The organism is Ruegeria sp. BI12, assembly GCF_056537985.1.
The window spans coordinates 689,174-715,642 of sequence record NZ_JBQFSL010000001.1; the positions used below are offsets into that span (position 1 = coordinate 689,174).

At 58.2% G+C, this 26,469-nt stretch carries 25 protein-coding genes; 16 read left to right on the forward strand and 9 right to left on the reverse strand.

The genetic code is table 11. The features are described from left to right. Positions 1-85 precede the first annotated feature (85 nt). Positions 86-943: an alpha/beta hydrolase gene (locus ACR0AK_RS03620; RefSeq protein ID WP_170561001.1), complete on the forward strand. Its 858-nt coding sequence runs from the start codon at positions 86-88 to the stop codon at positions 941-943. A gap of 9 nt (positions 944-952) precedes the next feature. Here the strand turns inward: ACR0AK_RS03620 and ACR0AK_RS03625 are convergent, their stop codons facing one another. Next, complete coding sequence (locus ACR0AK_RS03625; RefSeq protein WP_480792394.1) at positions 953-1,825, reverse strand: S-methyl-5'-thioadenosine phosphorylase; 873 nt, start codon at positions 1,823-1,825, stop codon at positions 953-955. Between the two features lie 200 nt (positions 1,826-2,025). Between ACR0AK_RS03625 and ACR0AK_RS03630 the strand changes: the two genes are divergently transcribed. Beyond that, on the forward strand, positions 2,026-3,660 hold the full coding sequence (locus tag ACR0AK_RS03630) for a SulP family inorganic anion transporter (protein WP_480792395.1): 1,635 nt from the start codon (positions 2,026-2,028) through the stop codon (positions 3,658-3,660). A 32-nt stretch (positions 3,661-3,692) separates the two neighbouring features. Here ACR0AK_RS03630 and ACR0AK_RS03635 read toward each other — a convergent pair whose 3' ends face one another. Next, positions 3,693-4,334, reverse strand: coding sequence for a CatB-related O-acetyltransferase (locus ACR0AK_RS03635; RefSeq protein WP_480792396.1), 642 nt, complete (start codon positions 4,332-4,334; stop codon positions 3,693-3,695). Further along, the gene (locus ACR0AK_RS03640; protein WP_170560997.1) at positions 4,334-4,939 is read right to left on the reverse strand and encodes a flavin reductase family protein; all 606 of its coding nucleotides are present in this window, start codon (positions 4,937-4,939) and stop codon (positions 4,334-4,336) included. Before ACR0AK_RS03640 ends, ACR0AK_RS03635 begins: the two co-directional genes overlap by 1 nt. Positions 4,940-5,010: 71 nt before the next feature. Between ACR0AK_RS03640 and ACR0AK_RS03645 the strand changes: the two genes are divergently transcribed. The 5 genes from ACR0AK_RS03645 (at position 5,011) to ACR0AK_RS03665 (ending at position 8,047) form a co-directional block, all read left to right on the forward strand. Next, the gene (locus ACR0AK_RS03645; protein WP_480792397.1) at positions 5,011-5,505 is read left to right on the forward strand and encodes a GNAT family N-acetyltransferase; all 495 of its coding nucleotides are present in this window, start codon (positions 5,011-5,013) and stop codon (positions 5,503-5,505) included. 52 nt (positions 5,506-5,557) lie between these two features. After that, the gene (locus tag ACR0AK_RS03650; RefSeq protein ID WP_480792398.1) at positions 5,558-6,301 is read left to right on the forward strand and encodes an EcsC family protein; all 744 of its coding nucleotides are present in this window, start codon (positions 5,558-5,560) and stop codon (positions 6,299-6,301) included. A gap of 124 nt (positions 6,302-6,425) precedes the next feature. Next, a complete protein-coding gene (locus ACR0AK_RS03655) occupies positions 6,426-6,890 on the forward strand; it encodes an NUDIX hydrolase (RefSeq protein ID WP_480792399.1) in 465 nt (154 codons plus the stop codon). A 71-nt stretch (positions 6,891-6,961) separates the two neighbouring features. Further along, entirely contained in the window at positions 6,962-7,405 is a 444-nt protein-coding gene (locus tag ACR0AK_RS03660) for a DUF1178 family protein (protein ID WP_480792400.1), read from the forward strand. Between the two features lie 3 nt (positions 7,406-7,408). Continuing rightward, complete coding sequence (locus ACR0AK_RS03665; RefSeq protein ID WP_480792401.1) at positions 7,409-8,047, forward strand: SDR family NAD(P)-dependent oxidoreductase; 639 nt, start codon at positions 7,409-7,411, stop codon at positions 8,045-8,047. On the opposite strand, the gene ACR0AK_RS03670 is transcribed toward ACR0AK_RS03665, so the two are convergent. Beyond that, positions 8,041-8,394, reverse strand: a complete 354-nt coding sequence (locus ACR0AK_RS03670; RefSeq protein ID WP_480792402.1) for a hypothetical protein — start codon at positions 8,392-8,394, stop codon at positions 8,041-8,043. The two genes, ACR0AK_RS03665 and ACR0AK_RS03670, sit on opposite strands and share 7 nt — an antisense overlap. A 165-nt stretch (positions 8,395-8,559) precedes the next feature. Here ACR0AK_RS03670 and ACR0AK_RS03675 point away from each other — a divergent pair, with 165 nt between their 5' ends. From ACR0AK_RS03675 to ACR0AK_RS03700, 6 genes are all read left to right on the forward strand, one after another. After that, positions 8,560-9,798 (forward strand): aspartate kinase, encoded by a 1,239-nt coding sequence (locus ACR0AK_RS03675; protein WP_480792403.1) that lies wholly within the window; start codon positions 8,560-8,562, stop codon positions 9,796-9,798. Between the two features lie 46 nt (positions 9,799-9,844). Continuing rightward, positions 9,845-12,088, forward strand: a complete 2,244-nt coding sequence (gene ptsP / locus ACR0AK_RS03680; protein WP_480792404.1) for a phosphoenolpyruvate--protein phosphotransferase — start codon at positions 9,845-9,847, stop codon at positions 12,086-12,088. Positions 12,089-12,206: 118 nt separating this feature from the next. Then, entirely contained in the window at positions 12,207-13,652 is a 1,446-nt protein-coding gene (zwf, locus tag ACR0AK_RS03685; RefSeq protein WP_170560989.1) for a glucose-6-phosphate dehydrogenase, read from the forward strand. Between the two features lie 2 nt (positions 13,653-13,654). Next, positions 13,655-15,460: a phosphogluconate dehydratase gene (gene edd / locus ACR0AK_RS03690; RefSeq protein ID WP_480792405.1), complete on the forward strand. Its 1,806-nt coding sequence runs from the start codon at positions 13,655-13,657 to the stop codon at positions 15,458-15,460. Positions 15,461-15,463: 3 nt separating this feature from the next. Beyond that, positions 15,464-16,096: a bifunctional 4-hydroxy-2-oxoglutarate aldolase/2-dehydro-3-deoxy-phosphogluconate aldolase gene (locus tag ACR0AK_RS03695; RefSeq protein WP_480792406.1), complete on the forward strand. Its 633-nt coding sequence runs from the start codon at positions 15,464-15,466 to the stop codon at positions 16,094-16,096. 51 nt (positions 16,097-16,147) lie between these two features. Further along, positions 16,148-17,344, forward strand: coding sequence for a pyridoxal-phosphate-dependent aminotransferase family protein (locus ACR0AK_RS03700; RefSeq protein WP_480792407.1), 1,197 nt, complete (start codon positions 16,148-16,150; stop codon positions 17,342-17,344). On the opposite strand, the gene ACR0AK_RS03705 is transcribed toward ACR0AK_RS03700, so the two are convergent. Next, positions 17,341-18,441 (reverse strand): pyridoxal phosphate-dependent aminotransferase, encoded by a 1,101-nt coding sequence (locus ACR0AK_RS03705; protein WP_480792408.1) that lies wholly within the window; start codon positions 18,439-18,441, stop codon positions 17,341-17,343. The genes ACR0AK_RS03700 and ACR0AK_RS03705 overlap by 4 nt on opposite strands. A 94-nt stretch (positions 18,442-18,535) precedes the next feature. Here ACR0AK_RS03705 and ACR0AK_RS03710 point away from each other — a divergent pair, with 94 nt between their 5' ends. The 3 genes from ACR0AK_RS03710 to ACR0AK_RS03720 all read left to right on the forward strand — a co-directional run bounded on the left by ACR0AK_RS03710 (position 18,536) and on the right by ACR0AK_RS03720 (position 20,822). After that, a complete protein-coding gene (locus ACR0AK_RS03710) occupies positions 18,536-19,606 on the forward strand; it encodes an SMP-30/gluconolactonase/LRE family protein (RefSeq protein WP_480792409.1) in 1,071 nt (356 codons plus the stop codon). A 65-nt stretch (positions 19,607-19,671) separates the two neighbouring features. After that, positions 19,672-20,454: a crotonase/enoyl-CoA hydratase family protein gene (locus tag ACR0AK_RS03715; protein WP_480792410.1), complete on the forward strand. Its 783-nt coding sequence runs from the start codon at positions 19,672-19,674 to the stop codon at positions 20,452-20,454. Next, positions 20,451-20,822 carry a VOC family protein gene (locus ACR0AK_RS03720; RefSeq protein ID WP_480792411.1) on the forward strand — a complete coding sequence of 124 codons (372 nt, stop codon included), beginning with the start codon at positions 20,451-20,453 and terminating at the stop codon, positions 20,820-20,822. Before ACR0AK_RS03715 ends, ACR0AK_RS03720 begins: the two co-directional genes overlap by 4 nt. Here the strand turns inward: ACR0AK_RS03720 and ACR0AK_RS03725 are convergent. The 4 genes from ACR0AK_RS03725 to ACR0AK_RS03740 form a co-directional block, all read right to left on the reverse strand. Next, on the reverse strand, positions 20,819-21,151 hold the full coding sequence (locus ACR0AK_RS03725; RefSeq protein ID WP_480792412.1) for a DnaJ family domain-containing protein: 333 nt from the start codon (positions 21,149-21,151) through the stop codon (positions 20,819-20,821). The genes ACR0AK_RS03720 and ACR0AK_RS03725 overlap by 4 nt on opposite strands. A gap of 39 nt (positions 21,152-21,190) precedes the next feature. Beyond that, the gene (locus ACR0AK_RS03730) at positions 21,191-22,354 is read right to left on the reverse strand and encodes a benzoate/H(+) symporter BenE family transporter (RefSeq protein WP_480792413.1); all 1,164 of its coding nucleotides are present in this window, start codon (positions 22,352-22,354) and stop codon (positions 21,191-21,193) included. Between the two features lie 139 nt (positions 22,355-22,493). Then, positions 22,494-25,655, reverse strand: a complete 3,162-nt coding sequence (locus ACR0AK_RS03735; protein WP_480792414.1) for a valine--tRNA ligase — start codon at positions 25,653-25,655, stop codon at positions 22,494-22,496. Positions 25,656-25,732: 77 nt separating this feature from the next. Beyond that, positions 25,733-26,464: a dienelactone hydrolase family protein gene (locus tag ACR0AK_RS03740; RefSeq protein ID WP_170560978.1), complete on the reverse strand. Its 732-nt coding sequence runs from the start codon at positions 26,462-26,464 to the stop codon at positions 25,733-25,735. Between the last annotated feature and the right edge of the window lie 5 nt (positions 26,465-26,469).

Sequence of the window (26,469 nt, forward strand, 5' to 3'; positions counted from 1 at the left end):
GATTGAATTAAGTGTTCGCCGTTCTGCTTGAAACAAGTTCTTGGGCCACCAACGTTGGAACGGAGCCAATGCTTCGGAGAGACTGATGATTCAAGCAGATCAAACCAGCGCACCTGAAACCAACCACTCGCGGCTTGCTCGTGTAAAGGGCGTGCTGATCCTTTTGGTGCCGGTCCTTGCAGTAATCTACGCGGGCATCGTGGGGTACATGTATGTGAACCAGCAATCGCTTTTGTTCAAACCCGAGGGCGAATTGCCCGCGCCCAATTCCGTGGGGTTGGCCGATGTTGATCCTGTTTCCCTAACGATGTCCGATGGTGTCACGTTGACAGCGTGGTCCGCCCCGCCTGCGACCGATGGTGCGCCGACGGTTTTGTTCTTTCACGGCCAAACCGGCAATCTGGGAGATCGGGCCGACCGGATGAGAGAGATCCTCAACAGTGGATTTGGCCTGTTGGCCCCCAGCTATCGCGGCTACCCGGGCAGTGAAGGCGAACCGTCTGAGATGGCGCTGATTTCCGATGGCATCCAGATGTATGACCAGTTGGATCGCCAGGGAACTCAGGTTGTGTTGCTTGGCCAAAGCCTTGGAACGGGCGTTGCCGCGGCGGTTGCGGAACAGCGCCCGAATGCGCAACTCCTGGTGCTGGAGGCGCCCTTTACGGCGACTGTGGACGTTGCGGCGGAAAGATACCCATTGCTTCCTGTGCATGCTTTGATGCGGGATCAGTTCGCGACCCGTGATTTGATCGAGAACGTCACCGTTCCGACCCTGATCTTTCACGGAACCGATGATGAAACGGTTCCGCTGCATCATGCAGAAGCCCTGGCTGTGATGGCTGGGGATACCGCGCAAATCCATGTCATCGAGGATGGCACCCACAACGACCTCTGGTCACATGGTCTGTGGGATCAGGTCCAACAATCTCTGCCTGCAAACTGAGGGGGCGGGTCAGAGAACGCGGCCCGCAACGGCATCCAGTTTGGCCAACAAGGTAGGATCACGCTTTTCCGGCGCAGTCAGGATGGCGAACTCCAGCGCCCGGTCGCAGCCATGGGGGCAGGGTGCGCGTTCAGTACCCAGCAGTTCGGGTAGATTTTTGACCAGCGCGCGGCCCTTCTCGGCATTTCCCGTCAGCGTGGCGATGATGGCGGTGACGTCTACTTCGCCGTGGTCCGGGTGCCAGCTGTCGTAATCGGTGACCATGGCGATGGAGGCATAGCAAAGCTCGGCTTCGCGCGCGAGTTTTGCCTCGGGCATGTTGGTCATGCCGATCACGTCGCAGCCCCAGTGTTCGCGATACATCTTGGATTCCGCCAGTGTTGAGAATTGTGGCCCCTCCATTGCCAGATAAGTGCCCCCGCGATGGATCGTGATCCCGGCAGTCTTTCCGGCAGTCTCACATGCGTCCGACAATCGCGGACAAGTGGGGTGCGCGACGCTGACATGGGCCACGCATCCGGTGCCGAAAAAGCTTTTGTCCCGCGCAAAAGTCCGGTCAATGAACTGATCGACGATTACGAAATCCCCCGGCGCCATATGCTCGCGGAACGAACCACAGGCCGAGACAGAGATCACGTCTGTCACACCAAGCCGTTTCAAAGCATCGATATTGGCACGATAAGGCACCTCGGTCGGGGAATGTACGTGACCGCGCCCATGGCGGGGCAGAAATGCCATGCCCACGCCATTCAACGATCCGGTCAGGATCTGGTCCGAGGGATCGCCCCACGGCGTCACAACGGTGACCCATTCCGCATTTTCCAAACCATCGATATCGTAAATACCTGATCCACCGATGATTGCGATTTTGGTCTGAGTCATGGCTGCTCTCCGTGAAAAACTGGTGAAAGAGTTCTGCTTGGCGACCGCTGGTTTGGCAAGTGGCTTCAAGGGTTTGTGTATGGTGTCTGTAAGCTATGCGTCCTGCGCATATCAGGGTCCCGCTGGGTGCAGTATCTAAGACTGGACATGACAGGTAAAAGGCCCCTTTCGCGCGAACAAACAAACCCACAGGACGTTCTATGCCTCGAGCCATGCTGGCAAGCTTTGCCAATCGTATAGCCAAACCCGATCTCCGCTGGATGCCGGACGAGGGGCTGACGGTCTCGCGCCTGCGCATTGAACTGTTGTCCGGATTGACCGTGGCGCTGGCCCTGGTCCCCGAGGCGGTGGCTTTTGCCTTTGTCGCAGGTGTGCACCCATTGGTCGGGCTTTATGCTGCGTTCATGGTGGGTTTGATCACCGCGCTCATCGGCGGTCGTCCGGGCATGATTTCGGGCGCAACAGGTGCGCTGGCCGTTGTCATGGTGGCGTTGGTGGCTGAACACGGGGTGGAATACCTGTTCGCCACTGTGGTTTTGATGGGCGTACTGCAGGTTATTGCCGGCGCAATGCACTGGGGTCGGTTCATCCGATTGGTGCCACATCCGGTGATGCTGGGCTTTGTAAATGGTCTGGCCATCGTGATCTTTCTGGCTCAGATGGGTCAGTTCAAGGTTCCCGGTACCATGGAAAATACCGGCCACGGTGTCGGGGGCGGTGAATGGCTTTCCGGCCTGCAGCTTTATACAATGTTGGGTTTGGTCGCCCTGACAATGGCGGTGATCTGGATCATGCCGCGCATAACCCGCATCGTTCCCGCGCCGCTGGCCGGTATCGTCGTAGTGGCCGCGCTGGTGATTGGTTTTGGACTGGACGTGCCGCGCGTTGGCGATCTGGCCTCGATCGAGGGTGGTCTGCCTCAATTCCACATCCCGATGGTGCCGCTGAACTGGCAAACCTTTGAGATCATTCTGCCTTACGCCGTCATTCTGGCCGCCATTGGTTTGATCGAATCCCTTTTGACCCTGAACCTTGTTGGTGAGATCACCGGCAAACGCGGAGGTGCCTCGCAGGAGTGTATCGCGCAGGGTGTTTCCAACGTGGCCACTGGTTTCTTTGGGGGCATGGGCGGCTGCGCCATGATCGGTCAGTCGATGATCAACGTGAAGTCCGGTGGACGTACCCGTATCGCAGGCATCGCGGCGGCGCTGTTCCTGCTGATCTTTATCCTGTTTGCCTCGCCGTTGATCGAGCAGATCCCACTGGCTGCGCTAGTTGGTGTAATGTTTATGGTGGTCATCGGCACTTTCGCGTGGAATTCGTTCAAGATCATGCGCAAAGTTCCTCTGATGGATGCTTTCGTCATTGTTCTCGTGACAGTTGTAACGGTGATGGAGGACCTTGCAGTTGCCGTCGTTGTTGGCGTGATCGTGTCGGCACTGGCCTATGCTTGGAACAACGCCAAACGTATCCATGCGGTCACACGGGACTCGGAAACGGAACAGGGCGCAAAGGTCTATGAGATTCAGGGGCCGTTGTTCTTTGGTTCATCCGACGGCTTCATCGAACTCTTCGACGTGCCGAATGACCCCGACACCGTTATCGTCGACTTCGCTGAAAGCCGCGTCGTGGACCAGTCCGCGCTTCAGGCTATCGAGAATATCGCCGCCAAGTACGAGGCCGCAGGCAAGCGTGTCATGCTACGTCACCTCAGCCGCGATTGTCACAAGCTGCTGAACAAGGCTGGTCACCTGATGGTCGACAGCGATGACGACCCGGATTACGAACTGGCGGTGGATTATTCGGTCCGCACCGGCATTCTGGGTGGACACTGACACGAAAAAGGGCGGCCAAATTGGTCGCCTTTTTACTTCCTGGCAATGCGTTCCAGCATTTCGATATCACCAGACAGCAAGGCGTCTTCAGCATCGGCCACGGCTTCGGCGGGCCAATCCCACCAGGACAAAGCCTGCAAACTTTCAATCACTTCGGGGGTAAACCTAAGACGCCGAACTTCTGCTGGATTGCCGGTGACAACGGCATAAGCCGGAATATCTCCGCGCACGACCGAGCCTGCGCCGATGATGGCTCCGTTCCCGATCCGGGCACCCGGCAGGATCATCGCGCCATATCCGATCCAGACATCATGACCGATGACTGTATCGCGCGTATCCGGCTGAAACTCCGTCATCTGTTCTGTGTCAAAAATCGGAAATGGAAAGCAAGTCAGCCCGTCCATCGCGTGATTGGCGGAGGACGTGATGAAGCGAACCCCATGGGCGATCTGACAGAACTTTCCTAGCACCAGTCTTTCTCGTGAGAATGGAAAAAGATAGGGGGCCAACCGTGAAGCCCAGTCTTCGGGTGCTTCGAAATCTGACGCATAGCTGAACGCCCCGGCCTGAAACCGGGGGTGATCGATCGCCTGAGACAGGAAAACCGTTCCCTGGTGTTCGGAACCATCAGGGAGCGTGATCGGGTATCTGCGCGAAGGGTCAGGCAGTGGCATCAGTCATCCGGTCTTGAAAGGCTGAACAGATCGGTAACTACCGAATAATCACGGTACCCAAGACGTGCCAGCGGATTAAAGGAAGTAACGTCAAACTTCCCATCGCGGATATGATCGTCATGCAAATGAACACCAGTCACCTCGCCAAACACCACTCGGTTAGCTTCGCCCGGCAGGGTTACGATCTGCGTCAGCTTGCATTCCAGCGCAGCTGGCGCCCCTTCGATACGGGCGCAAGAGATGGTTTCGCATTCCACCGGTGACAGCCCGGCATGGCCAAACTCATCAACGTCTTTTGGTAGGCCAGCCGAGCTGGCATTCATCGCATCTCGATGCGCATGGGCCACAACATTGACGCAGAATACGCCCGTGGCCTCGATATTGGCGAGACTGTCTTTCGTGCCGTCTTGGTCGTGTTTGGTTCCTGTCGAAGCAAACATGACTTGCGGCGGCGTGTAGGCGACCCCATTAAAAAACGAGTAGGGTGCCAGATTGTTGATGCCATCTTGGTCGCGTGTGGAAATCCAGCCGATGGGCCGCGGCGTGATAATGGCGTTGAATGGATTGTGCGGCAGGCCATGGCCGTCTTCGGGGCGATAGAACATATGATCTCCAAGCGTTTGCCCAAGGCGTACCGAAGTGCTAGGGCGATTGCCAGCAAGGAAAAGAGGGCAGGGTGCAGCAGTTCGTGATCAGGCCGGAAGAGCCGGATGATTGGTGGGAGGTCGAGGCCCTTTATGACCTGTGCTTTGCGCCCGGGCGCGAGGCGCTGTCCTCCTATCGTTTGCGCGACGACGTACCGCCGGTTTCAGGCCTGTCACTTGTTGCACGCGACGGACAGGGCATTCTGGCCGGTGCGATTCGGTTCTGGCCTGTGCATGTAGGCGATCATGACGCATTGTTGCTTGGCCCAGTGGCGGTACACCCAACCCATCAGGGTGAAGGTCTGGGCGGTTTTCTGATCCACCAGGGGCTTGAGGCAGGTCGCGAAATAGGCTGGCAAAGGGCGATGCTGGTGGGCGATGCGCCGTACTATGCTCGTTTTGGGTTCACCCGGCTTTCCGGCGTAGAAATGCCCCCGCCAACAAACCCCGACCGTGTATTGGGCGTGGAATTGAGCCCAGGTGAATGGGCAGGCGTAAGCGGCGTGGTGACCCGCTGGATGCGCTGAACTATTGAAACACCGGCATTCAACCCCGATGTTTAACGGCAGGAGGGTTTTCATGCAGGACGTGCTTCTTGTCGAAAAACTGGATACCGAAGCCGAATTGGATCGGTTAGCCAGGCACTACGGATCTGCCGGGGGACCGGGCGTCAAACTATTGAACAGTTTGGGCGGGTCCGCAGAATCGTTATTAGACCAACTTCCGGCATCTGTGAGGCAGGGCCTGACTGGGGCCACAGAACAGGCGCTTTGGCTTGCGATGCACGCAGCCGAGGGGTCGCGACGGGCCGTTCCTGATCAAAAGCCCTGGGTCAACACTGCTGTCGCAACAGCGATGGGGGCTGCCGGTGGTATGGGTGGCGTGTCAACTGCACTGATGGAATTGCCAGCTACGACCGCCATGTTATTGCGCGCAATTCAGGGGGCTGCGTTCCGCGAAGGGTTCGATCCATCGGAAGAAGGCGTCAAGTTTGACTGCGTTCGAGTTCTGAGTGCGGCCGGACCGTTGTCATTTGACGATGGTGCCGATCTCGGCTTTTTCTCAGTTCGCCTGACATTGACCGGCCCTGCAATGCAAAAGCTGATTGCGGCGGTTGCACCACGCCTGTCCATTGTGCTGGGCCAAAAGCTGGCGGCACAATCGGTCCCGGTCCTGGGGGCAATCGCGGGGGGTGGTACGAACTACGTCTACACCCGTTACTATCAGCAGGTGGCTCGGGTCCATTTTGGTCTGCGGCGACTGGCGATTGATGCCGACATCCCGCACGAAGATCTTGTTCGGAAACTGGCGTCGCGCCTTTGATTCCTGTCTGATGGCTTTAAAAAGGCCGCGCTATATGGTATCCGCGGTTTATCCGACCGCTAAATATACGAAAAACTCAATGGTCGGTGAACGAGTGTGAGAGCAGTTGGAAAGGCAGCGCGGCGTGATCGATTCAAAGCGATCATCGTATCTGCAGGGAAACGTTCAGAGCCTGCAGCTAAAGCATCAATCAGCGGCCTTGTGCTATCGCATTAAACACGGGCGGCTCAAGGTATTGCTGATTACAACGCGTAAGTCCAAGCGATGGATCATACCAAAAGGGTGGCTGATAAACGGCATTTCTTCATCGCAGACCGCTGGCAGAGAGGCATGGGAAGAGGCCGGCGTGAAAGGGAAGTGCGCAATCCAGCCAATTGGGCGTTTCACATACGTCAAAACCCGCGCCAGCAGAGGCCCCGTAGTATGTTTGGTGGATGTCTTTCCGCTCTGTGTTACGTCTATTGCATCAGAATTCCCCGAACGGGCCCAACGAAAGCGAAAATGGCTTTCGCCCGGAAAAGCAGCCTCCCGGGTCAAATCACCAGAACTGTGCCAATTGTTACACAAACTTGACCCAATTCTACACTGACTCGCCATTCGAAGGGCTTGATCTTGCCATGTCTGTCGGTATCTATTTGGCTACCGGATAATGGACGGACGATGATACAATATTCGCTGAAATGCAGCCGCGACCATACTTTTGACAGTTGGTTTCAATCGGCCGCCGCTTACGACAAACTCGCATCCGCTGGCATGGTGACCTGCGTGGTGTGTGGTGATGCGAATGTTGAAAAGGCCATCATGACACCTCGGGTTCGTCCTGCGCGCAATGCGCAAACGCCTGAGCAAAGGGACAACTCAATCGACACCGCGTCCCCGTCACCAGATATCGAGAAGGTTCTGGCCGATCTGCGCCGCAAGGTCGAGGAGAACTCGGACTACGTCGGAAAGGACTTTGCCAAAGAGGCGCGCAAGATCCACTTGGGTGATGCGCCCGAACGCGCAATCTATGGCGAGGCCAAGCCCGATGAGGCAAAAGCGCTGATCGAAGATGGTGTCCCGGTTTCACCGCTTCCTTTTCTGCCCACCCGCAAAACGAACTGATCCATGCATATTGTCATTACCGGGGCCAATCGCGGAATTGGACAAGCCTTGGCAGATCGATATCGCGCGCAAGGGCATGACGTAACCGGAACTGCACGGGATACCAGTGCACAGGTTGTGCTGGATGTGACAGACCCGGCTCAGCAGGCTGATATGGCGGAGGGGCTTGTTGGTCGCCCGGTTGATTTGTTGATCTGCAATGCCGGAGTGTACTTAGACAAAGGCCACGACATCGACGGCTTTCCGGCAGACATGTGGGCGCAGAGTTTCGCGACCAATGTGACAGGCGTGTTTTTGACCGTGCAGGCGCTTTTGCCCAATCTTCGGGTAGCGCAAGGCAAAGTTGTGATCCTGTCGTCGCAGATGGCGTCGCACACACGTGCGCCCGGTGGTAGCTATATCTATCGCGCGTCCAAAGCGGCAGCCCTGAATTTGGGGCGGAATCTGGCGACTGATCTGCGTGCAGATGGTATATCGGTGGGCATCTACCATCCGGGTTGGGTGCAGACGGATATGGGCGGTACTCAGGCTGAGATCACTGTGGATCAGGCAACAGATGGGCTGCTTTGCCGCTTTGAGTCGCTGTCACTGGCCACGACCGGGTGTTTTGAAACCTGGGACGGTCAGCCGCACGATTATTGACGTTTCAGTGCTGCCGTGGGGATTTCGTAAACTTCATCAGGGTCGATGAAGACCACTGTCAGGTCACCCCGTGTTTCGTGACTGATCCGGGCAGGTGAGCTGCTGGAGGTCGGTACACCATCGGTGAAATAGATGCTACGTACTTCGGCGCCGCCCAATCCGACAGCAAGGGTCGTGGTTCCGTCGTCATGGTGACGCAGCTCGGCGTGGCAGCTGCTCAGCGCTGCTCCGCCTTTGGCACAGGGCACCGTACCCAGTGCATTCTTGCCGTCGGTTGCAGCCAGCGTTGAGACCTGTGCAAAGGCGGATGAGGAAAAAAGGACGAGGGCTGCGGCAGCGCGGATCATGGAGAACCTCTGGGAATAAATTCGAGTTGCAGGCTGACAGCCTCTTGGTCGGTTGTAAAGCGATCAGGTGCGGCCATCCGACTGGTTTTGAACTCTTGCCCTTGCGGCCCCCCTCGCATAAGACGCACGGGATCAGAAATCCAAGGCGCGGAGACACTTGCCCCCATGCCCTTACTCGTGATGAAATTTGGCGGCACTTCGGTGGCCAACCTTGACCGTATCCGCCGCGCAGCCAAGCGCATCGGCGTCGAAGTGGCGAAGGGCTATGACGTGATCGTCATCGTGTCGGCCATGTCAGGCAAGACGAACGAGCTTGTGGGTTGGGTCGACGAAACTTCACCGCTTTATGATGCGCGTGAATATGATGCCGTTGTATCCTCAGGTGAGAATATCACGGCTGGTCTGATGGCGTTGACGCTGCAGGAAATGGATGTCCCGGCACGCAGTTGGCAGGGCTGGCAGGTTCCGCTGATGACCACGAGTGCCCACAGCCAGGCCCGGATCGAGGAAATCCCGACCGATAACCTGAACCAGAAATTTGGCGAGGGCATGAAAGTTGCTGTTGTCGCAGGCTTCCAGGGCATCAGCCCTGAAGGTCGTATCACGACCCTTGGCCGGGGTGGGTCGGACACGACCGCCGTGGCATTTGCTGCTGCCTTCGGTGCCGAGCGGTGTGACATCTATACGGATGTTGACGGCGTCTATACCACCGATCCGCGCATCTGCGAAAAGGCCCGCAAGCTGGACCGCATTTCGTTCGAGGAAATGCTGGAACTGGCTTCGCTGGGGGCCAAGGTGCTGCAGACACGCTCTGTCGAACTGGCGATGCGCTACAAGGTAAAACTGCGCGTTCTTTCAAGCTTTGAGGAACAATCCGACGAGGCCGGTACGCTGGTCTGCGATGAGGAGGATATCATGGAATCCAATGTTGTGGCCGGTGTGGCCTATTCCCGGGACGAAGCCAAGATGACAGTTGTCTCGGTGGCTGACCGCCCGGGCATCGCATCGATCATCTTTACTGCGCTCAGCGATGCGGGCGTGAATGTGGATATGATCGTGCAGAACATCTCGGACGAAGGGCGCACGGACATGACCTTTTCCTGCCCTACCGATCAGGTGGCCCGCGCCGAACAGGCCTTGCTGGCGATCAAGGACGCGGGCGATCTGAACTATGCCGAACTGGTTGCGGATCAGGATGTCTGCAAGGTGTCGGTCGTGGGAATCGGCATGCGTTCACAATCGGGCGTAGCGGCCAAGATGTTCAAGGTACTCTCGGATGAGGGGATCAACATCAAGGTCATTACAACCTCTGAGATAAAAATTTCCGTCCTTGTCGACAGGAAATACATGGAACTTGCTGTTCAGGCACTGCATGATGCCTTTGAACTGGACAAGGCAGCCTGAGCGTTTCAGCCAAAGGTTTCGCCTGACTCCGTAAATTGGGTGGGCTATGGCGGAAGGCACCGAAACAGAATCCCGCAAGCTGCTGGGGCGGCTGCGCGAAGAAATGGCGAGCGAAGCCGCCGGTCAGGAACGTCTTGACCGGATCACGCATCTGATTGCTGACAGCATTCGGGCCGAGGTGTGCTCGATTTATCTGTTCCGGGATTCCGACACGCTTGAGCTTTGTGCGACCGAAGGGCTGTCGCCAGAGGCGGTTCACAAAACGCGTATGCGGTTGGGTGAAGGCCTTGTGGGTCGTGTCGCGCAATCCGGAAAAGTCGTGAACACCGCGGACGCGCCTTCGACCAAAGGCTTCCGGTACATGCCGGAAACCGGAGAAGAGAGGTTTTCGTCTTTCATTGGGGTGCCGATCCAGCGATTGGGTGAAAAGCTGGGCGTACTGGTCGTGCAATCCCGTGATGCGCGTTTGTACTCTGCCGACGAGGTATATGCGCTGGAAGTGGTCGCCATGGTTCTGGCCGAAATGACCGAACTTGGCGCTTTTGTGGGCGAGGGCGCAGCCCTGTCGCCCCGCCATCAGCAATCAGTGCAATTCGAAGGCGGGCCGGCACAAGAAGGATCTGCCGAAGGCCACGTCTGGTTGCATGAACCTCGTGTCGTCGTGACCAACCCGATCGCGGAAGACCCTCATCGCGAACGCGAACGTCTGAGCGAGGCTGTCGACGAGTTGCGCGTGGGCGTCGATAAGATGCTTGAGATTTCGCAGGGCGGGGACAAGGAGCAGCTTCAGGTTCTGGAAGCCTATCGCATGTTCGCCAATTCCAAAGGCTGGATGCGCCGGATGGAAGAGGACATTGCCTTAGGCCTCAGCGCTGAAGCAGCCGTGGAAAAGGAACAATCGCAGGCCCGCGCCCGTATGGGGCAGGTCACCGACCCCTATCTTCGGGAACGGCTGGCCGATCTGGATGACCTCAGCAACCGGCTTTTGCGAATCCTTACCGGTCAGGGCGCAACCAACGGGGCGGACCTGCCACCCGATCCGATCCTGATCGCCCGCAATATCGGACCCGGTGACCTTTTGGAGTATGGCCGCTCTCTAAAAGGGATCGTGCTTGAGGAAGGGTCTGTCGGCAGCCACGCAACCATTGTCGCCCGTGCCTTGGCAATTCCGCTGGTGGTCCATGTGGGACACATTACGACAGAGGCGCTAAATGGCGACCAAATCTTGGTCGATGGCGATCAGGGCATCGTGCATCTGCGCCCTGAGGACACAGTCGTCACCGCCTTCCGCGACAAGATCGCTATGCAGGCCAAAGCCCAGGAGCGTTATGCCTCGATCCGCGATACCCCAACCGTGACACGCGACGGTGAGCGGATAAATCTGGTCATGAACGCGGGGCTGATGGCCGACCTGCCGTCTCTGGGCAATTCCGGCGCCGAAGGTGTCGGCCTGTTTCGGACCGAGCTTCAGTTTCTGATCCGCAATCAGATGCCCAAGCGATCCGAGCTTGTGACACAATATCAGCGTGTTATGGATGCCGCTGACGATAAGCGCGTGGTGTTCCGAACGCTGGATATCGGGTCGGACAAAGTTCTGCCCTATATGAAACACGTCGAAGAGCCGAACCCGGCCTTGGGTTGGCGCGCTATCCGCGTTGGTTTGGACAAGCGCGGCGTTATGAGGATGCAGTTGCAGGCCCTGATGCGCGCTGCAAACGGTCGCCCGCTGACATTGATGTTCCCCTTCGTCGCGCAAGCTGACGAATTCCGCGAGGCCAAGTGGGAGGTCAACAAAACCATCGAGCGCGAAAAGCGTCTGGGTCATGTACTGCCGCAATCGATCGAAGTCGGCGCAATGCTTGAGACACCATCGCTTGCTTTTGCCCCGCAGAAGTTCTTTGACGAGGTCGATTTTGTCTCGATCGGTGGCAATGACCTTAAACAGTTCTTTTTTGCCGCGGACCGCGAAAACGAACTGGTACGCCGACGCTATGACACTCTGAATGTCAGTTTCCTCAGCTTCATCGAGCGGATTGTTGAGCGCTGCAATATCTCGAACACGCCGCTCAGCTTCTGCGGAGAAGATGCCGGACGACCGGTTGAGGCACTTTGTCTAGCCGCCATGGGTATTCGAACCCTTTCGATGCGACCGGCGTCTATTGGCCCGGTCAAAAGCGTGCTGTTGCGCGCCGACCTGCAATCTCTTCGCAAGATCATCGCCGACGCCCGCCATCGCGGAGAACAATCGGTTCGACCCGCGGTAATGGAGTGGCTGCGGAATCTGGGTTGATTTTCCGGCCGCGCTTCCCTATTCAGGGCTCAAATGTTAGCGGTAACAACGTCCGTATCACGTGATTTTGCAAGTTTTGCACCAATGTGATGCCAGCAAGATTTGAAGGAGCCCCTAGATGGTTTCACGCGTAATTCCGGTACACCCGTTCGATCTGGTGTTATTCGGCGCGACCGGTGATCTGGCGCAGCGCAAGATATTGCCGGGGCTTTATCATCGTTTCGAAGTCGGCCAGATGCCAGAAGACGCCCGGATCATCGGCACGGCACGGTCCGACATGGACAGCGAAGGGTTCCGCAACCAGATACGCGCCTCGATGAAAGAGTTTGCACCCGCGTTCAAAAAAGATGTTCTGGATCAGTTTCTGAGCCATGTTGAGTACGTTCCCGTTGACGCAATGGGGGAATCTGGCTGGACAGATCTTGCCAAGGCCCTGCGTCCTGATGTCGTGCGCGCATTCTACCTGTCGGTTGGCCCCAGCCTGTTTTCGGGCATCGCGCAGCGGCTAAGCGATCATGGCTTGGCAACGCCCGAAAGTCGTATCGTGGTTGAGAAACCATTTGGCCACGATCTGGCGTCGGCCAAGGCTCTGAACACTGGGCTCCGGGCCTGCTTTGAAGAACATCAAATTTACCGGATCGACCACTATCTGGGAAAAGAAACGGTGCAGAACCTGATGGCGCTGCGCTTTGCCAATTCCCTGTTCGAACCGCTCTGGAATGCGACCCATGTGGATCACGTTCAGATCACTGTCGCCGAGACCGTTGGCGTTGAAGGGCGCGGCGCTTACTATGATCAGTCCGGCGCGATGCGGGACATGGTGCAAAACCACCTTGTACAGCTGTTGTGCCTGACGGCGATGGAACCTCCATCCAAGTTTTCTCCAAACGCGGTGCGTGACGAAAAGGTCAAGGTGATCGAGGCGCTCGAGCCGGTTGCATCCACAGATATCGCACGTGGCCAGTATCGCTCGAGCAAGGGCGACGACGGTTATCTGGATCATGTTGGGAACCCCGCGAGCCGCACCGAGAGCTATATCGCGCTCAAGGTCCATCTTGGCAATTGGCGGTGGGCAGGCGTGCCATTTTACCTGCGAACAGGCAAACGGCTACGGGCGCGGGAATCGGAAATCGCAGTGTTCTTCCGAGATCCGCCGCATACGATCTTTCCCAATGTTGGGCCCCTGCACGGCAACGTGTTGGTGATCCGCTTGCAACCGGACGAGGGCATTACCTTGCGCACAACGATCAAAGAGCCGGGGCAGGGCGGGTTCCGCCTGTCAGATGTTGCCCTGGACATGAGTTTTGCCGAGGCGCTGGGGGATGAGGCGAAATCGCCGGATGCATATGAGCGTCTGGTGATGGATGTTATCCGCGGCGACCAAACCTTGTTCATGCGCGGGGACGAGGCCGAAGCGGCCTGGGCCTGGGTTGATCCCATCATTCAAAGTTGGGAAGACCGTGGCGACCGCCCGGCGAAATATGATCAGGGCAGTTCCGGCCCTGAAGAAGCACTGATGCTGATGCATCGCGATGGGCGCCGCTGGCGTCAGATCGGAGGGTAATCATGGTCCATCCTGTCATCACCGACGTCACTCAACGTATCATCGACCGCAGCGCCGACCTGCGCGGCCCTCATATTGAACGCATGGAACATGCCCGATCCAAGGGGCCGGCGCGCGCGCATTTGTCGTGCAGCGGACAAGCCCACGCATATGCTGGCGCGGGTGAGGATCAGCAGTCGATGGCGACCGGTTCCGCCGGCAATTTGGGTATTGTGACGGCCTATAATGATATGCTGTCCGCCCATCAGCCGTTTGAGCGTTATCCCGATCTGATCCGCGACGCGATCCGCGCAGCGGGCGGAACCGCACAGGTCGCGGGTGGCGTGCCGGCCATGTGTGACGGGGTTACCCAAGGCGAAGCTGGAATGGAGCTGTCTCTGTTCTCCCGCGACGTGATTGCCTTAGCGACCGGAGTGGCGCTGAGCCACAACACATATGATGCGGCCGTTTTCCTTGGCGTCTGTGACAAGATCGTTCCCGGTCTGATCATCGGAGCACAGGCCTTCGGACATCTGCCCGCCGTCTTCTTGCCAGCTGGTCCGATGACCAGCGGTCTGCCCAATGATGAAAAAGCTAAGGTTCGCCAGAAATTCGCTGCCGGTGAAGTGGGCCGCGACGAATTGATGAAGGCCGAAATGGCTGCCTATCACGGACCTGGAACCTGTACTTTTTATGGCACTGCAAACACCAATCAGATGCTGATGGAGTTCATGGGCCTGCACCTGCCGGGGTCGAGCTTCGTCAACCCCAACACGCCGCTGCGAGACGCGCTGACCGAGGAAGGGGCGCGCCGCGCCCTGTCGCTGAGCGCGCTGGGCAATCACTACACGCCGGTCTATCAGGTTTTGGATGAGCAGGCGTTTGTGAACGGTATTGTGGGTTTGATGGCCACGGGCGGCTCGACCAACCTGCTGATCCATCTGATCGCTATGGCGCGCGCAGGTGGTATCGTGCTGGATTGGCAGGATTTTTCCGACATTTCCGCCGTGGTGCCTTTGGTTGCTCGGGTTTACCCGAACGGCCTGGCGGATGTGAACCACTTCCACGCGGCGGGTGGTCTCGGATATTGCATCGGCACCTTGTTGGAAGACGGGTTGCTGCATCCCGACACGCTAACTGTCGCTGGGCAGGGCCTGCACAATTACACCAAAGAACCCAAGCTGAAAGACGGTGAATTGGTCTGGGAAGACGGGGCAGGTCATAGCCTGAACGAAAAAATCGTTCGCTCGGCAAAGGATCCGTTTCAACCCACAGGCGGATTGTCGCGCCTTACGGGTAATCTGGGTACCGGCGTTATGAAAGTCTCGGCTGTTGCCCCGGAACATCAGATCGTTGAAGCGCCCGTGCGCGTGTTCCATGATCAGGACGAAGCGAAAGCTGCGTTCAAGGCAGGAGAGTTCACAGGCGACGTCATCGTGGTTGTTCGATTTCAGGGACCAAAGGCCAATGGCATGCCAGAGCTTCACTCGCTTACGCCGATGCTGTCGATTTTACAGGGTCGCGGCCAAAAGGTGGCTCTTGTAACCGACGGCCGTATGTCCGGCGCGTCCGGGAAAGTCCCCGCTGCGATCCATATCTGCCCAGAGGCGCTGGACGGCGGGCCGATCGCATATCTGCAGGATGGCGACATCCTGCGTGTTGATGCCGTGAAGGGAGAGCTTGAGATCCTGACCCAGGGGGTCTTGGACCGTGCACCTGCCACCGCTGATCTGTCGGCCAATCAACATGGCGTAGGGCGCGACCTATTCGGTGCCTTTCGCCAAAACGTCGGATCTGCAGACGCCGGCGCCAGCATATTTGGAGCGTGATCCATGTCTAAAACCCACCGTACGCGTGAAATCTGCGCTCTTGCGCCTATCGTTCCGGTCCTTGTTGTCGATGTCGCCGCCAAGGCGCGCCCTCTGGCAGAGGCACTTGTCGCAGGTGGCCTTCCCGCGCTTGAGGTTACCTTGCGTACCCCCGCCGCGCTGGACGCGATCCGCGCAATGGCGGATGTGCCGGGAGGTGTTGTCGGCGCAGGCACTTTGGTCACGCCGGAAGATGTGCGCGCCGCCAAAGAAGCCGGCGCTCAGTTTGGTGTCTCGCCCGGTGCCACTGACGCGCTGATCGCGGCTTGTGAGGCGGAGGGCCTGCCCTTGCTGCCCGGCGCCGCAACTGCCAGCGAGGCGATGCGGCTTTTGGAACATGGCTATGACATGCTCAAATTCTTTCCGGCCGAGGCCTCGGGTGGTGCGCCGGCATTGAAAGCAATCGGCGCCCCGCTGCCGCAAATCAAATTCTGCCCGACGGGTGGCGTTTCACCCGAAAATGCGAAAGATTACCTGTCTTTACCCAATGTGGTCTGCGCGGGCGGAAGCTGGGTTGCGCCAAAACAGATGGTCAGTGATGGGGACTGGGCCGGTATCGAAAGTCTTGCACGCGCGGCGTCCAAGCTGATGGATTGACGCCGCACAAAGCTGCGCTAGGGTGGGCGTCAATTCATACAGGTTGATCCCATGACAAACTCCATTTCGCTGGCGCAAGGGCGCGAATATCTGGCGATTCCAGGGCCCTCGGTTATCCCCGATGCGGTATTACAGGCCATGCACCGTCCATCGCCCAATATATACGAGGGCGAGCTGATCGAGATGATGCCCGCGTTGACACGCGATCTGTGCCGCGTGGCCCGGACCGAGCATAGCGTCGCCATCTATATCTCCAACGGTCACGGAACGTGGGAGGCCGCGCTATCCAACGTCATCGCGCCAGGTGAAACCGTTTTGGCACCGGCATCTGGCCGGTTCACCTATGGTTGGGCCGAGATGGCCGAGGGAATTGGCGCCAAGGTCGAACTGATTGACTTTGGCACATCCTCAGAATGGGATCTCAACCAAATTGCTGAAGCTCTACGCGCGGATGTAGCGTATCAGATCAAGGCTGTTCTGGCAGTTCACGTGGACACGTCAAGCTCGATCCGGAACGACATTCCGGCGCTGCGCACCTTGTTGGACGATCTGGGGCACCCGGCGCTGCTGATGGCGGATTGCATTGCTTCGTTGGGCTGTGATCGGTTCGAGATGGACGCCTGGGGTGTCGATGTCATGGTAACGGCCTGCCAGAAAGGGCTGATGACACCAGCTGGCACGGGTTTTGTTTTCTTCAACGACAAAGCACGGGCCAAGCGCGCTTCGATGCCGCGTGTTTCGCAGTATTGGGATTGGCAGCCACGGGCTAATCCAGAACTGTTCTATCAGTATTTCAACGGCACGGCGCCAACCCATCACCTTTATGGATTGCGTGCGGCTTTGGACATGATCCATGCCGAGGGAATGGAACAGGTTTGGGCGCGTCATGAGCGTCTTGCCACAGCGATCTGGGAAGCGTGTGAAATATGGGCGCAAGGTGGCGCGCTGCAACTGAATGTCGCTGAACGTCACCATCGCAGCCGCGCTGTCACCGCATTGCGGCTCACCGAGGGACGCGGGACACCGGTGCGTGAGTTCTCCGAAAACCAACTTGGGTTGACCCTTGGTATTGGCCTGGGGATGGAAGACTGGGACGGGTGCTTTCGCCTTGGTCACATGGGTCATATCAACGGCCAGATGGTCATGGCCATGTTAGGCGGCGTGGAAACGGCTATGACCGCGCTGGACATCCCGCGCGGCAAAGGTGCGCTGGAGGCTGCGGCTGCGGTGCTTGCTTCGAAAGGTTAACGCCGCGCCTCTGCAAGCGCTTTTGGCAAGGCTTCGGCAAAGGCATCCAGATCGGTCGTGTCACCACAGCTGACGCGGATGCAGCGATTTTGGGGAGCAGCAAAGGGCATACGAACGAAGATGCCTTGCGCAACCAGCGAGTCCAGAACCGCCTTGGCATAGGCAGCATCCTTTCCGCAATCAATAGCGACGAAATTGGTGGCCGAGGGCAGGGGCTCTAACCCTTTTTCTCGGGCTATCTGACCGATCCGGTCCCGTGCCTCGGTAATCTTGGTTTGTACGTGTTCCAGCCACTCGGAATCCTTCAAGGCCGCCAGCGCACCGGCTTGCGCAGCGCGGTTCATGCCGAAATGGTTGCGCACTTTATTGAAAGCCGAAATCAGGTCCGGCGCACCGATGGCATAGCCAACCCGTGCGCCAGCCATGCCGTACGCCTTTGAAAAGGTCCGCATTCGGATTATACGCGGATCATCGGCCGTCACCGGTGCGGCGGTGCCTTCGGGCGCGCATTCCACATAGGCTTCGTCAAGCACCAGCAGGCAACCGTCAGGAAGTATGTCCATCGCGGCCACGATATCCGCGCCTGAATGCCAGCTTCCCATTGGGTTGTCGGGGTTAGCCAGATAAACCAGCTTGGCGTCCACTTCACCCGCCTTTGCAAACAGCGCAGCGGGATCTTCGTGGTCATCTTGGTACGGAACTTTGTGAAGCACTCCGCCGAAACCCGCCACATGGTAATTGAAGGTCGGGTAAGCCCCGTCTGACGTGACAACCGCGTCGCCGGGCCCGACCAATAACCGCACCAGATAGCCCAACAGCCCGTCAATCCCTTCGCCAACCACAATGTTTTCCGGTCTAACGCCTAGGTGTTCAGCCAACGCGCCGCGCAGATCGTGGTTTTCCGGATCGCCATACATCCATATCCCCGTTTCAGCCATTGCCGCGATGGCCCGCGGGGAAGGTCCAAAAACGCTTTCATTTGCACCAAGGCGTGCCAGGAATGGCGCGCCGCGCTGGCGTTCCTGCGTTTCGGGGCCGACAAATGGTACGGTTGCGGGCAGGGATTGGGCAAGTGGGGTATAGCGCAGCTTTGTCATGGGGGCAGATAAACGCAAGGTCACAAGACAGGCAAGCTTGCGTTACAGCGTGCTGCTCCGCATTGTTTGCGTAACAATAAAGGGAGGAGCGTTCATGCGCATCGTTTTGGGCCTGTTGATCGTAGGTCTCGCCTATCTGGTTTTCTGGCCGGTTCCGGTTCAACCGGTGGCATGGACACCGCCCGAAGCACCGGGTTTTACTGGTGACTTTGTCGAAAACAACGCGTTGGACAAACTGGAATTGGTCTCGCTGCCTGAAGGAGAGATAGGCCCCGAAGACATCGCAATCCTGCCTGACGGATCTGTTTACACGACCGCTTTGTCCGGAGCCTTGTACCGGATAGACGGCCAGGCTCCGGCCAAAATCGACGACCTTGGCGGCAGGCCACTGGGCCTGAAGGCCGGACCGGACGGCGCACTCTACATTGCCGACAGCTTCCGGGGAATTATGCGTTGGACTGGCCCGGGAACGCTTGAGACAGTGGTGGCCGAGATAGGCGGCGCGCCGGTGGTCTATGCCAACCAACTGGATGTGGCAAAGGATGGGACGATCTATTTCTCAAACTCGTCCGACCGGTTCGACCCTGAAACGATGGGTGGAACCAAACCGACCTCGGTTCTCACTATCTGGGAGCAATCGAACACAGGTTATGTTGCCCGACACTCTCCCGACGGGACGACTGACAAACTGGCCGAAGGTTTTGTCTATACGAACGGCGTTGCGTTGTCGCCGGATGAGGATTTTCTGCTAATCGCCGAAACGGGGCGTGCACGTGTGCACAAACTCTGGCTGACAGGCGCGAAAGCGGGACAGCAAGAGGTGTTGATGGATAACCTGCCGGGCTACCCTGACAATATTGAGGCGCAGGGCGATGGCACCTATTGGATGGCATTTGCCAGCCCGCGCGTGCCAAGCGAGGCGCTGATGCCATACCCTTTCCTGCGAAAGGTGATCTGGCGACTGGGGCCGATGGTTCGCCCGGCACCGATCCATCGTGGGATGATGGTGCATTTCGACGCTGACGGGAACATTCTGAAGACCCTGCAAGACCCCGAAGGCCGGTTGGGCATTACCACGGGCGGTAAGATCGCCGGGGATCAGTTCTATGTCATGACGCTTGATTCACCCTGGTTTGGGCGCATGCCTGCGGCAAATCTGCCCTAACGTTGAGGTAGAACTGTCCGGACCATCGGGGCATGGTACCACAAACCTGATTTGAGAGGGCTGAGATGTCACGCGTATCCGTCGAATACAAAAATCACATTGCCCACGTTACGCTAACGCGCGGCGACAAGATGAACGCGCTGGATGATGCGATGATCAAAGCCATCATTTCTGCCGGGCAAGAGGTCGCCGCCTCGGACGCGCGCGCGGTGGTGTTGTCGGGCCAAGGCAAAAGTTTTTGTGCGGGGCTGGACATGGCCAGCTTTGCCAGCATGGCCCAAACGGACCCGACCGAATGGCTGATGGAACGCAGTCACCACGATGCCAACGAGGTGCAGGAAGTTGCCTTGGTTTGGCAGCGAGTACCCGTTCCGGTCATTTGTGCGATCCAGGGGGTCGCTTATGGCGGCGGGCTACAACTTGCGTTGGGTGCCGACATTCGTATCGCCCACCCCGAGGCCAAACTGTCGGTGATGGAGATGAAGTGGGGCCTGATACCCGACATGGGCGGCATGGTGCTGCTGCCAAAACTGGTCCGGTCAGACGTCTTACGCCTGTTGACCTACACAGCCCGTCCTATTGGCGCGACGCAGGCCGCTGAATGGGGGCTGGTGACCAAACTTTCGGATGATCCGCTGACCGAAGCAGTGGCTTTGGCCGAGGACATCGCGGGCCAAAGCCCATCGGCCATCCGGGCGGCCAAGCGCGTAATCGAGGTCGCCTATGCCAAACCGCGAAAAGAGGTGCTGCTAGAGGAGTCTTCGGAGCAGGTCGAACTGATCGGCAAGCCGGACCAGATGGAGGTCATTGCAGCAAACCTGCAAGGTCGCAAGCCAGAGTTCAAATGACCTCGCCATCCGTCACCCGCTTGATCCTTTACACCAAGGACATCGACAAGATGGTGCGTTTCTATGGGGCGCACTTTGGCTATACGGCGCGCCAGTTAGAAGGGGACCGGATTGTTGAGCTTGTGCCTGAAGGGGACGGGTTGCGTCTGTTGTTGCATCCGGCCGGCAAGGCCGCCCGCCAAGGTCAATCAGCGGTCAAAATCGTATTCGATGTCGCCGATGTAGTCGAGTATTGCAGACAAGCAGAAAAACGCGGTCTGAAATTTGGGCCTATCCATAAGGCCGAAAGCTACTGTTTCGCCAATGTGAAGGATCCGTCGGGCAACTCGATTTCTGTGTCCAGCAGGGCATTTGCCCTCGGAAGCTAACGCATAAATGCGCGCCGGGCATCGCGGGCCATATTGTAGCGCATCTCAAGCTCGGCGATCAGCCGCATCGTTGCCTTACGATCATCAGGATCAGTCTGGGACGCATAGGTTTTGCGAGCCACTTCCAGTTCTTTTTTGATACTGAACTCTTCCGGCAAAACCCCGGCCTGCGCCATGATCCGGTGGCCTGCCGCCAAGGCCGGATCGGTTTGCACTTCGGATGAACGATCGGGCAAGGGCTGCCCTTCGCCTTCCAGGCCATCCATTTGACCTTCGGTCTGCGCCTTTTTTATCTGGCGTTCCACCAGTTTTCCAAGCGATCCCAGCATAGGCTTACAATACTTGGCTAACGCAGCCGGGGAAAGTCGTCATTTGGCTCGCTTAGTAACCAAATAAGCAATGCCGCCCGCCGCCAGCCCCCAGACCGCAGCGCCCAGGCCAAAAACGGTAATACCTGACGCGGTGATAGCGAATGTCAGAATCGCAGCTTCACGTTCTGCAGGAACCTCAAGGGCCGCAAAGGTCGCGTTTGCCAATACGCCAATCAGGGCGATGCCGGTCAGGGTGCCCATGAGCAATGGATCCGCGTGGGCCGCGAACCCGGTGATCGCCACGGCAAAAACGCCAAAGACGCAGTAAAACAGACCAGCCATGACCGCTGACCAGTAACGCTGGTTTGGATCCGGGTGGCTATCTTCATTCGAGCACATTGCGGCGGTAATTGCAGCAAGACATGTAGCCGGCGCGCCAAAAGCAGAAGACAGGATACTTGCGCCTCCGACAGCCGAGAACAGCCTGCCGGCACTCGGTACATATCCAAAACTGCGCATCACGGCGATACCTGGGATATTTTGCGTGGCCATGGTGACGATGAAAAGGGGGATACCGATCCCGATTGCCGATGCGATCGAAAAGGTCGGCATGGTCCAGACGGGGGCAGCGACCAGGTGCTCGGGTCGGACCGAGCCGTCACCAGAGTTCACAACGACAACAATTGCAGCAGCGATCACCGCAGCGGGAACCGCGATCAATCGATTGATCCGTCCAGCAATGAACCAGGTCAGGATAACGGGCAGCGCTTGCCAGGGCAGCTCAACCGCCGCCCTGAAGGGAATGATGCACAAGGGGAGCAGAACTCCGCCCAACATCGCCTGCGCAAGTGTTGTGGGAATGGCGGCTGCAAGACGCCCAAGCGGACGCCACATTCCGGCAATAACCGTAAGGGCACCGGCACAGAGAAAAGCCCCGACCGCATCGGAAAACCCGGCCAAAGGGGTCGCCGAAACCGCCAGCAAAGCGGCGCCGGGTGTCGACCATGCCACGCTAATTGGTTGCCTGTACCAAAGGCTGACCACGATCGCCGTCACACCCATTGCCACTGCTGCCATCATCAAACCGGAGGCGGCCTCAGCTTCTGAAGCACCCATTGAAACAAGGCCCTGCAGCACAATCGGGAATGAGCTGAAGAACCCTACGACCGCCACCACAAGCCCGGTCGATATTGTCTGCACAGGAGGGAAAGGGCGCGCCATGAAGTCCTCGGAGCTGTCTGCAGAACTTGCTAACAATTGGAAGCGGATGAAAACAAGTTGAAATGCGTCACCGCATAACAAAAACCCGCCGAGCAAACGGCGGGTTTGGGGAATTCGAGAATCTACTAAAAGAGGAAAATCAGGCGATCTCGGCCAGACGGGCCAGCGCCTCGTCCAGTTTCGCCTCTTCCTCTTCGCGGGCGGCAAGGTTGGCTTTAGCTTCCGCGACAACTTCTTCCGGGGCTGAGGCCACGAATTTAGGGTTGTTCAGGCGTCCGCGCAGGCCGCCCAGTTCCTTGGCCAGCTTGCCCTTGGCTTTTTCCAGCCGTTCCTTTTCCGCTCCGATATCGATGATATCCGCCAGTGGCAGGCCAAAGGATGCACCGGGGGCGGCGATTGAGATGGTTCCTTTGGGCAGTTCGTTGGCCTTGGTCAGGCTGTCGATCCGTGCAAGGCGCTTGATCAGTGCCTCGTTGCGGTCCCATGCGGCTTGGCCATTAGCGTCGATGTCCGTCACCAGCATCGGCACGTAGAGACCAGCAGGCACCCGCATCTGAGCACGGGCCGAGCGGGTGTTTTCGATGACCGAGATCACCCAGTTCATCTCACGATCCGCTTCAGCGTCGATCAGGTCGGCGGCTGCGTAAGTCGGCCAGTCAGCATGGACAACCATTTTCGCGCGGCTGCCGGTCAGGCCCCACAGTTCCTCGGTGATGAAGGGCATGATCGGGTGCAGCAGGACCATGCATTGATCGAGAACCCAGCGCATTGTGGCGCGGGTTTCGGCCTGCGCTTCGGCATCATCACCTTGCAGCAATGGCTTGGACAGTTCCACGTACCAGTCGCAGACCTTGCCCCAGACAAAGGCGTAAAGCCCGTTGGCCGCATCGTTGAAACGGTAGCTTTCCAGCGCTGCGTCGACCTCTTCCCGTACGCGGGCGGTTTCGCCGATGATCCAGCGGTTCACCGCAGCTTTGGGCTTCAGGTCAGCCACGTCCAGTTGAGGAACGGCGTCGGTAAAGACTTCGTTCATCTCGGCAAAACGGACGGCGTTCCATAGCTTGGTGCCGAAGTTGCGATAGCCGGTGATGCGTTCACGCGACAGTTTCAGCACGCCGCCAATTGCCGCCATCGAAGCGTTGGTAAAGCGCAGCGCGTCGGCACCGAATTCGTCCACGATCTCCAGCGGGTCGATGACGTTGCCAGTGGTCTTGGACATCTTCTTGCCCTTCTCGTCACGGACGAGCTGGTGCAGGTAGACAGTGTGGAACGGGATCTCGTTCATCACGGCCAGCTGCATCATCATCATCCGGGCGACCCAGAAGAACAGGATGTCCGCGCCGGTGATCAGGACATCGGTCGGGAAGTAGCGCTCCAGTTCTTCGGTCTTTTCGGGCCAGCCCAGCGTGCCGATGGGCCAAAGACCGGAGGAGAACCATGTATCGAGGACATCCGGGTCGCGCCACACCGGGTAAACCAGCTTGGTCGGGTCTTGTTCAACCGCGTATTGGGCAAGGCTTTCTGCAAACTGATGGATAGCTTCCTGCTTGTCGGCAACTTCGATCACAGCCGCGTGGCTAAGCGGGCTGGGAATGTTAGCATTGTCATCGAGGAATTTTTCAGTAGCGGCTTCTAGGTTCGCCGCGCATTCCATGACATTGCCACGATGCAGCATGCCACCTTCGTTGAGCAAACGACCCAATTCGACTAGATCAAGGTCGCCGTCGTTTTCGTCATCCTTGAAGTTCTCAGCAGAGAGATCGAGGCCATACCAAACCGGAATCTGATGCCCCCACCACAGCTGGCGCGAGATGCACCAGGGCTCGATGTTTTCCAGCCAGTGGTAATAGGTCTTCTCACCCGACTCGGGCAGGATCTTGACCGTGCCGTCCTTGACCGCATCCAGCGCGGGGCCGACGATTTTTTCGGCGTCGACGAACCACTGGTCGGTGAACATCGGCTCGATCACCACCTTCGAGCGGTCGCCGAAGGGCTGCATGATCGGTTTGCTCTCGACCAGCGGCACCAGTTTGTCTGCGCCTTCGTGATCGGGCTTTAGCGCGGTCGAACCCAGACGCGGATCATCCGCGCGGGTCATCACGGCCAAACCGTCTGCGTTGATCTCTTCAACGACCTTCGCACGTGCCTCGAACCGGTCGAGCCCGCGCAGGTGATCAGGGACCAGATTGATCGCGTCGATCTCGTTCTCAGTGAACTCACGTCCACGCGCATATTCCTGCGCCTTATCGGCCTCTTCGGCATAGGGTGCACCATCTGACCGCATTGCGCCCTTGGTGTCCATCAGGCGGTACATCGGAATACCGCTGCGCTTGGCGACCTGATTGTCGTTAAAGTCATGCGCGCCGGTGATCTTCACCGCACCCGAGCCGAAATCGGGATCAGGGTAATCGTCGGTGATGATCGGGATCTGGCGGCGATGCTCTTTCGGACCAACCGGAATTTCACAAAGTTTGCCAACAATTGGCGCGTAACGTTCATCCGACGGATGAACTGCAACCGCGCCGTCGCCGAGCATGGTCTCGGGGCGGGTCGTAGCGATCGAGATATAGTCGCGTTCTTCTTCGAACACGATGTTCCCGTCCTCGTCCTTCTCGATATAGGTGTAGGTTTCACCACCGGCCAGCGGGTATTTGAAGTTCCACATATGGCCCGCGACTTCGATGTTCTCGACCTCGAGGTCCGAAATCGCGGTCTCAAAATGCGGGTCCCAGTTAACCAGCCGCTTGCCGCGATAGATCAGGCCTTTTTCGTACATATCGACGAAGACCTTGATGACGGCATCATGGAAGTTGGCCGAGTTCTCGTGCCCGGTGCGCGGATCGCGCGGCGCACCCGCCATGGTGAAGGCATTGCGCGACCAGTCGCAGCTGGAGCCGAGGCGCTTGAGCTGTTCTATGATCGTGCCGCCGTATTCGCCCTTCCATTCCCAGACCTTGTCCAGAAACGCCTCGCGCCCCAGTTCCCGACGGCCGGGCTGTTGGGTGGCGGCCAGCATTTTCTCGACCTGCATCTGCGTGGCGATACCGGCGTGGTCCTGACCGGGTTGCCAAAGCGTATCGAAGCCGCGCATCCGGTGCCAGCGGGTCAGGATGTCCTGCAACGTGTTGTTGAAGGCGTGGCCCACGTGCAGCGCGCCCGTCACGTTTGGGGGCGGGATCATGATGGTAAAGCTTTCGTCGCGCGAACGGTTCGCGCCTGCCTTGAAGGCTCCGGCCTGTTCCCAGGCCTCGTAAATGCGGGCCTCGGCCTCGGCCGCGTTGAATGTCTTTTCCATCGCCATGGGGTGCGTCCTGCGTCATCAATCTCGGGTCAGCGCCTGCAATAGCGAATGCGTAAGGGAAGGGGAAGGGTCGTATGCTATTCGGCCTGGGCAAAACGTGCGCGAAAATAATCCTGAACACTCTGAAAAGCAGGTTCATGGAAATCCAACGTCAGCAATGAGTGATCTTTGCCGTCGAACTCTGCGGTCTCCAAATGATCGCCAAATGCTTCCTTCAGAGCGCCCATCAGCTTTTTTGAAGCCAGCTTATCGTCGGAGTATCGCATGGCAAGTCCGGGGCCTTTTTGTGCCATGCCTGCTCGGGCATCGCCCACATCCTGCGGGCTCATGTGCAGATTGTCGCCGCCGAAGAACGGTAGGGCGGGCTGACTGGCGACACCACCCAAAACGGCATCTTCAGCCATCAGGGTCAGGGCAAAGCTGCCGGTCAGGCACATGCCAATGACGCCTACACCGGCGGCATTTTCACGGGACTTGATCTCGGCAACCAACGCCTGCATCCACCTGACAATTGGGCTTTGGCGCCTCCTGAGAAACATGTTGAACTCACGCCGGACGCAGAAAAGGCGCGCTGCGTTTCTGATCTGCGTGACTTGTCCATAAGTTCCGATCATGTGCGGTAGGTAGACGCGAAACCCGGTTGCGTTTAAACGCCGCGCCAGATCCAGCGTTTCCGGGCCGATCCCGGGTAGTTCCTGCAGGATAAGGATCGGAGGACCGTCGCCGCCGACATACACGTCGTGAGTGGCGTCCCCGCCGCGGGTCAGCGGGGCGGTGAACGGGAAAACCTTGTCATGTGCCCATGTCATGACCT

Excerpts from the sequence above, each read along its gene's own strand:
- ACR0AK_RS03620 (WP_170561001.1), top strand. The coding sequence starts at position 86 with ATGATTCAAGCAGATCAAACCAGCGCACCTGAAACCAACCACTCGCGG.
- ACR0AK_RS03625 (WP_480792394.1), bottom strand. The coding sequence starts at position 1,825 with ATGACTCAGACCAAAATCGCAATCATCGGTGGATCAGGTATTTACGAT.
- ACR0AK_RS03630 (WP_480792395.1), top strand. The coding sequence starts at position 2,026 with ATGCCTCGAGCCATGCTGGCAAGCTTTGCCAATCGTATAGCCAAACCC.
- ACR0AK_RS03635 (WP_480792396.1), bottom strand. The coding sequence starts at position 4,334 with ATGCCACTGCCTGACCCTTCGCGCAGATACCCGATCACGCTCCCTGAT.
- ACR0AK_RS03640 (WP_170560997.1), bottom strand. The coding sequence starts at position 4,939 with ATGTTCTATCGCCCCGAAGACGGCCATGGCCTGCCGCACAATCCATTC.
- ACR0AK_RS03650 (WP_480792398.1), top strand. The coding sequence starts at position 5,558 with ATGCAGGACGTGCTTCTTGTCGAAAAACTGGATACCGAAGCCGAATTG.
- ACR0AK_RS03660 (WP_480792400.1), top strand. The coding sequence starts at position 6,962 with ATGATACAATATTCGCTGAAATGCAGCCGCGACCATACTTTTGACAGT.
- ACR0AK_RS03665 (WP_480792401.1), top strand. The coding sequence starts at position 7,409 with ATGCATATTGTCATTACCGGGGCCAATCGCGGAATTGGACAAGCCTTG.
- ACR0AK_RS03670 (WP_480792402.1), bottom strand. The coding sequence starts at position 8,394 with ATGATCCGCGCTGCCGCAGCCCTCGTCCTTTTTTCCTCATCCGCCTTT.
- ACR0AK_RS03675 (WP_480792403.1), top strand. The coding sequence starts at position 8,560 with ATGCCCTTACTCGTGATGAAATTTGGCGGCACTTCGGTGGCCAACCTT.
- ptsP (WP_480792404.1), top strand. The coding sequence starts at position 9,845 with ATGGCGGAAGGCACCGAAACAGAATCCCGCAAGCTGCTGGGGCGGCTG.
- zwf (WP_170560989.1), top strand. The coding sequence starts at position 12,207 with ATGGTTTCACGCGTAATTCCGGTACACCCGTTCGATCTGGTGTTATTC.
- edd (WP_480792405.1), top strand. The coding sequence starts at position 13,655 with ATGGTCCATCCTGTCATCACCGACGTCACTCAACGTATCATCGACCGC.
- ACR0AK_RS03695 (WP_480792406.1), top strand. The coding sequence starts at position 15,464 with ATGTCTAAAACCCACCGTACGCGTGAAATCTGCGCTCTTGCGCCTATC.
- ACR0AK_RS03700 (WP_480792407.1), top strand. The coding sequence starts at position 16,148 with ATGACAAACTCCATTTCGCTGGCGCAAGGGCGCGAATATCTGGCGATT.
- ACR0AK_RS03705 (WP_480792408.1), bottom strand. The coding sequence starts at position 18,441 with ATGACAAAGCTGCGCTATACCCCACTTGCCCAATCCCTGCCCGCAACC.
- ACR0AK_RS03710 (WP_480792409.1), top strand. The coding sequence starts at position 18,536 with ATGCGCATCGTTTTGGGCCTGTTGATCGTAGGTCTCGCCTATCTGGTT.
- ACR0AK_RS03715 (WP_480792410.1), top strand. The coding sequence starts at position 19,672 with ATGTCACGCGTATCCGTCGAATACAAAAATCACATTGCCCACGTTACG.
- ACR0AK_RS03720 (WP_480792411.1), top strand. The coding sequence starts at position 20,451 with ATGACCTCGCCATCCGTCACCCGCTTGATCCTTTACACCAAGGACATC.
- ACR0AK_RS03725 (WP_480792412.1), bottom strand. The coding sequence starts at position 21,151 with ATGCTGGGATCGCTTGGAAAACTGGTGGAACGCCAGATAAAAAAGGCG.
- ACR0AK_RS03730 (WP_480792413.1), bottom strand. The coding sequence starts at position 22,354 with ATGGCGCGCCCTTTCCCTCCTGTGCAGACAATATCGACCGGGCTTGTG.
- ACR0AK_RS03735 (WP_480792414.1), bottom strand. The coding sequence starts at position 25,655 with ATGGCGATGGAAAAGACATTCAACGCGGCCGAGGCCGAGGCCCGCATT.
- ACR0AK_RS03740 (WP_170560978.1), bottom strand. The coding sequence starts at position 26,464 with ATGACATGGGCACATGACAAGGTTTTCCCGTTCACCGCCCCGCTGACC.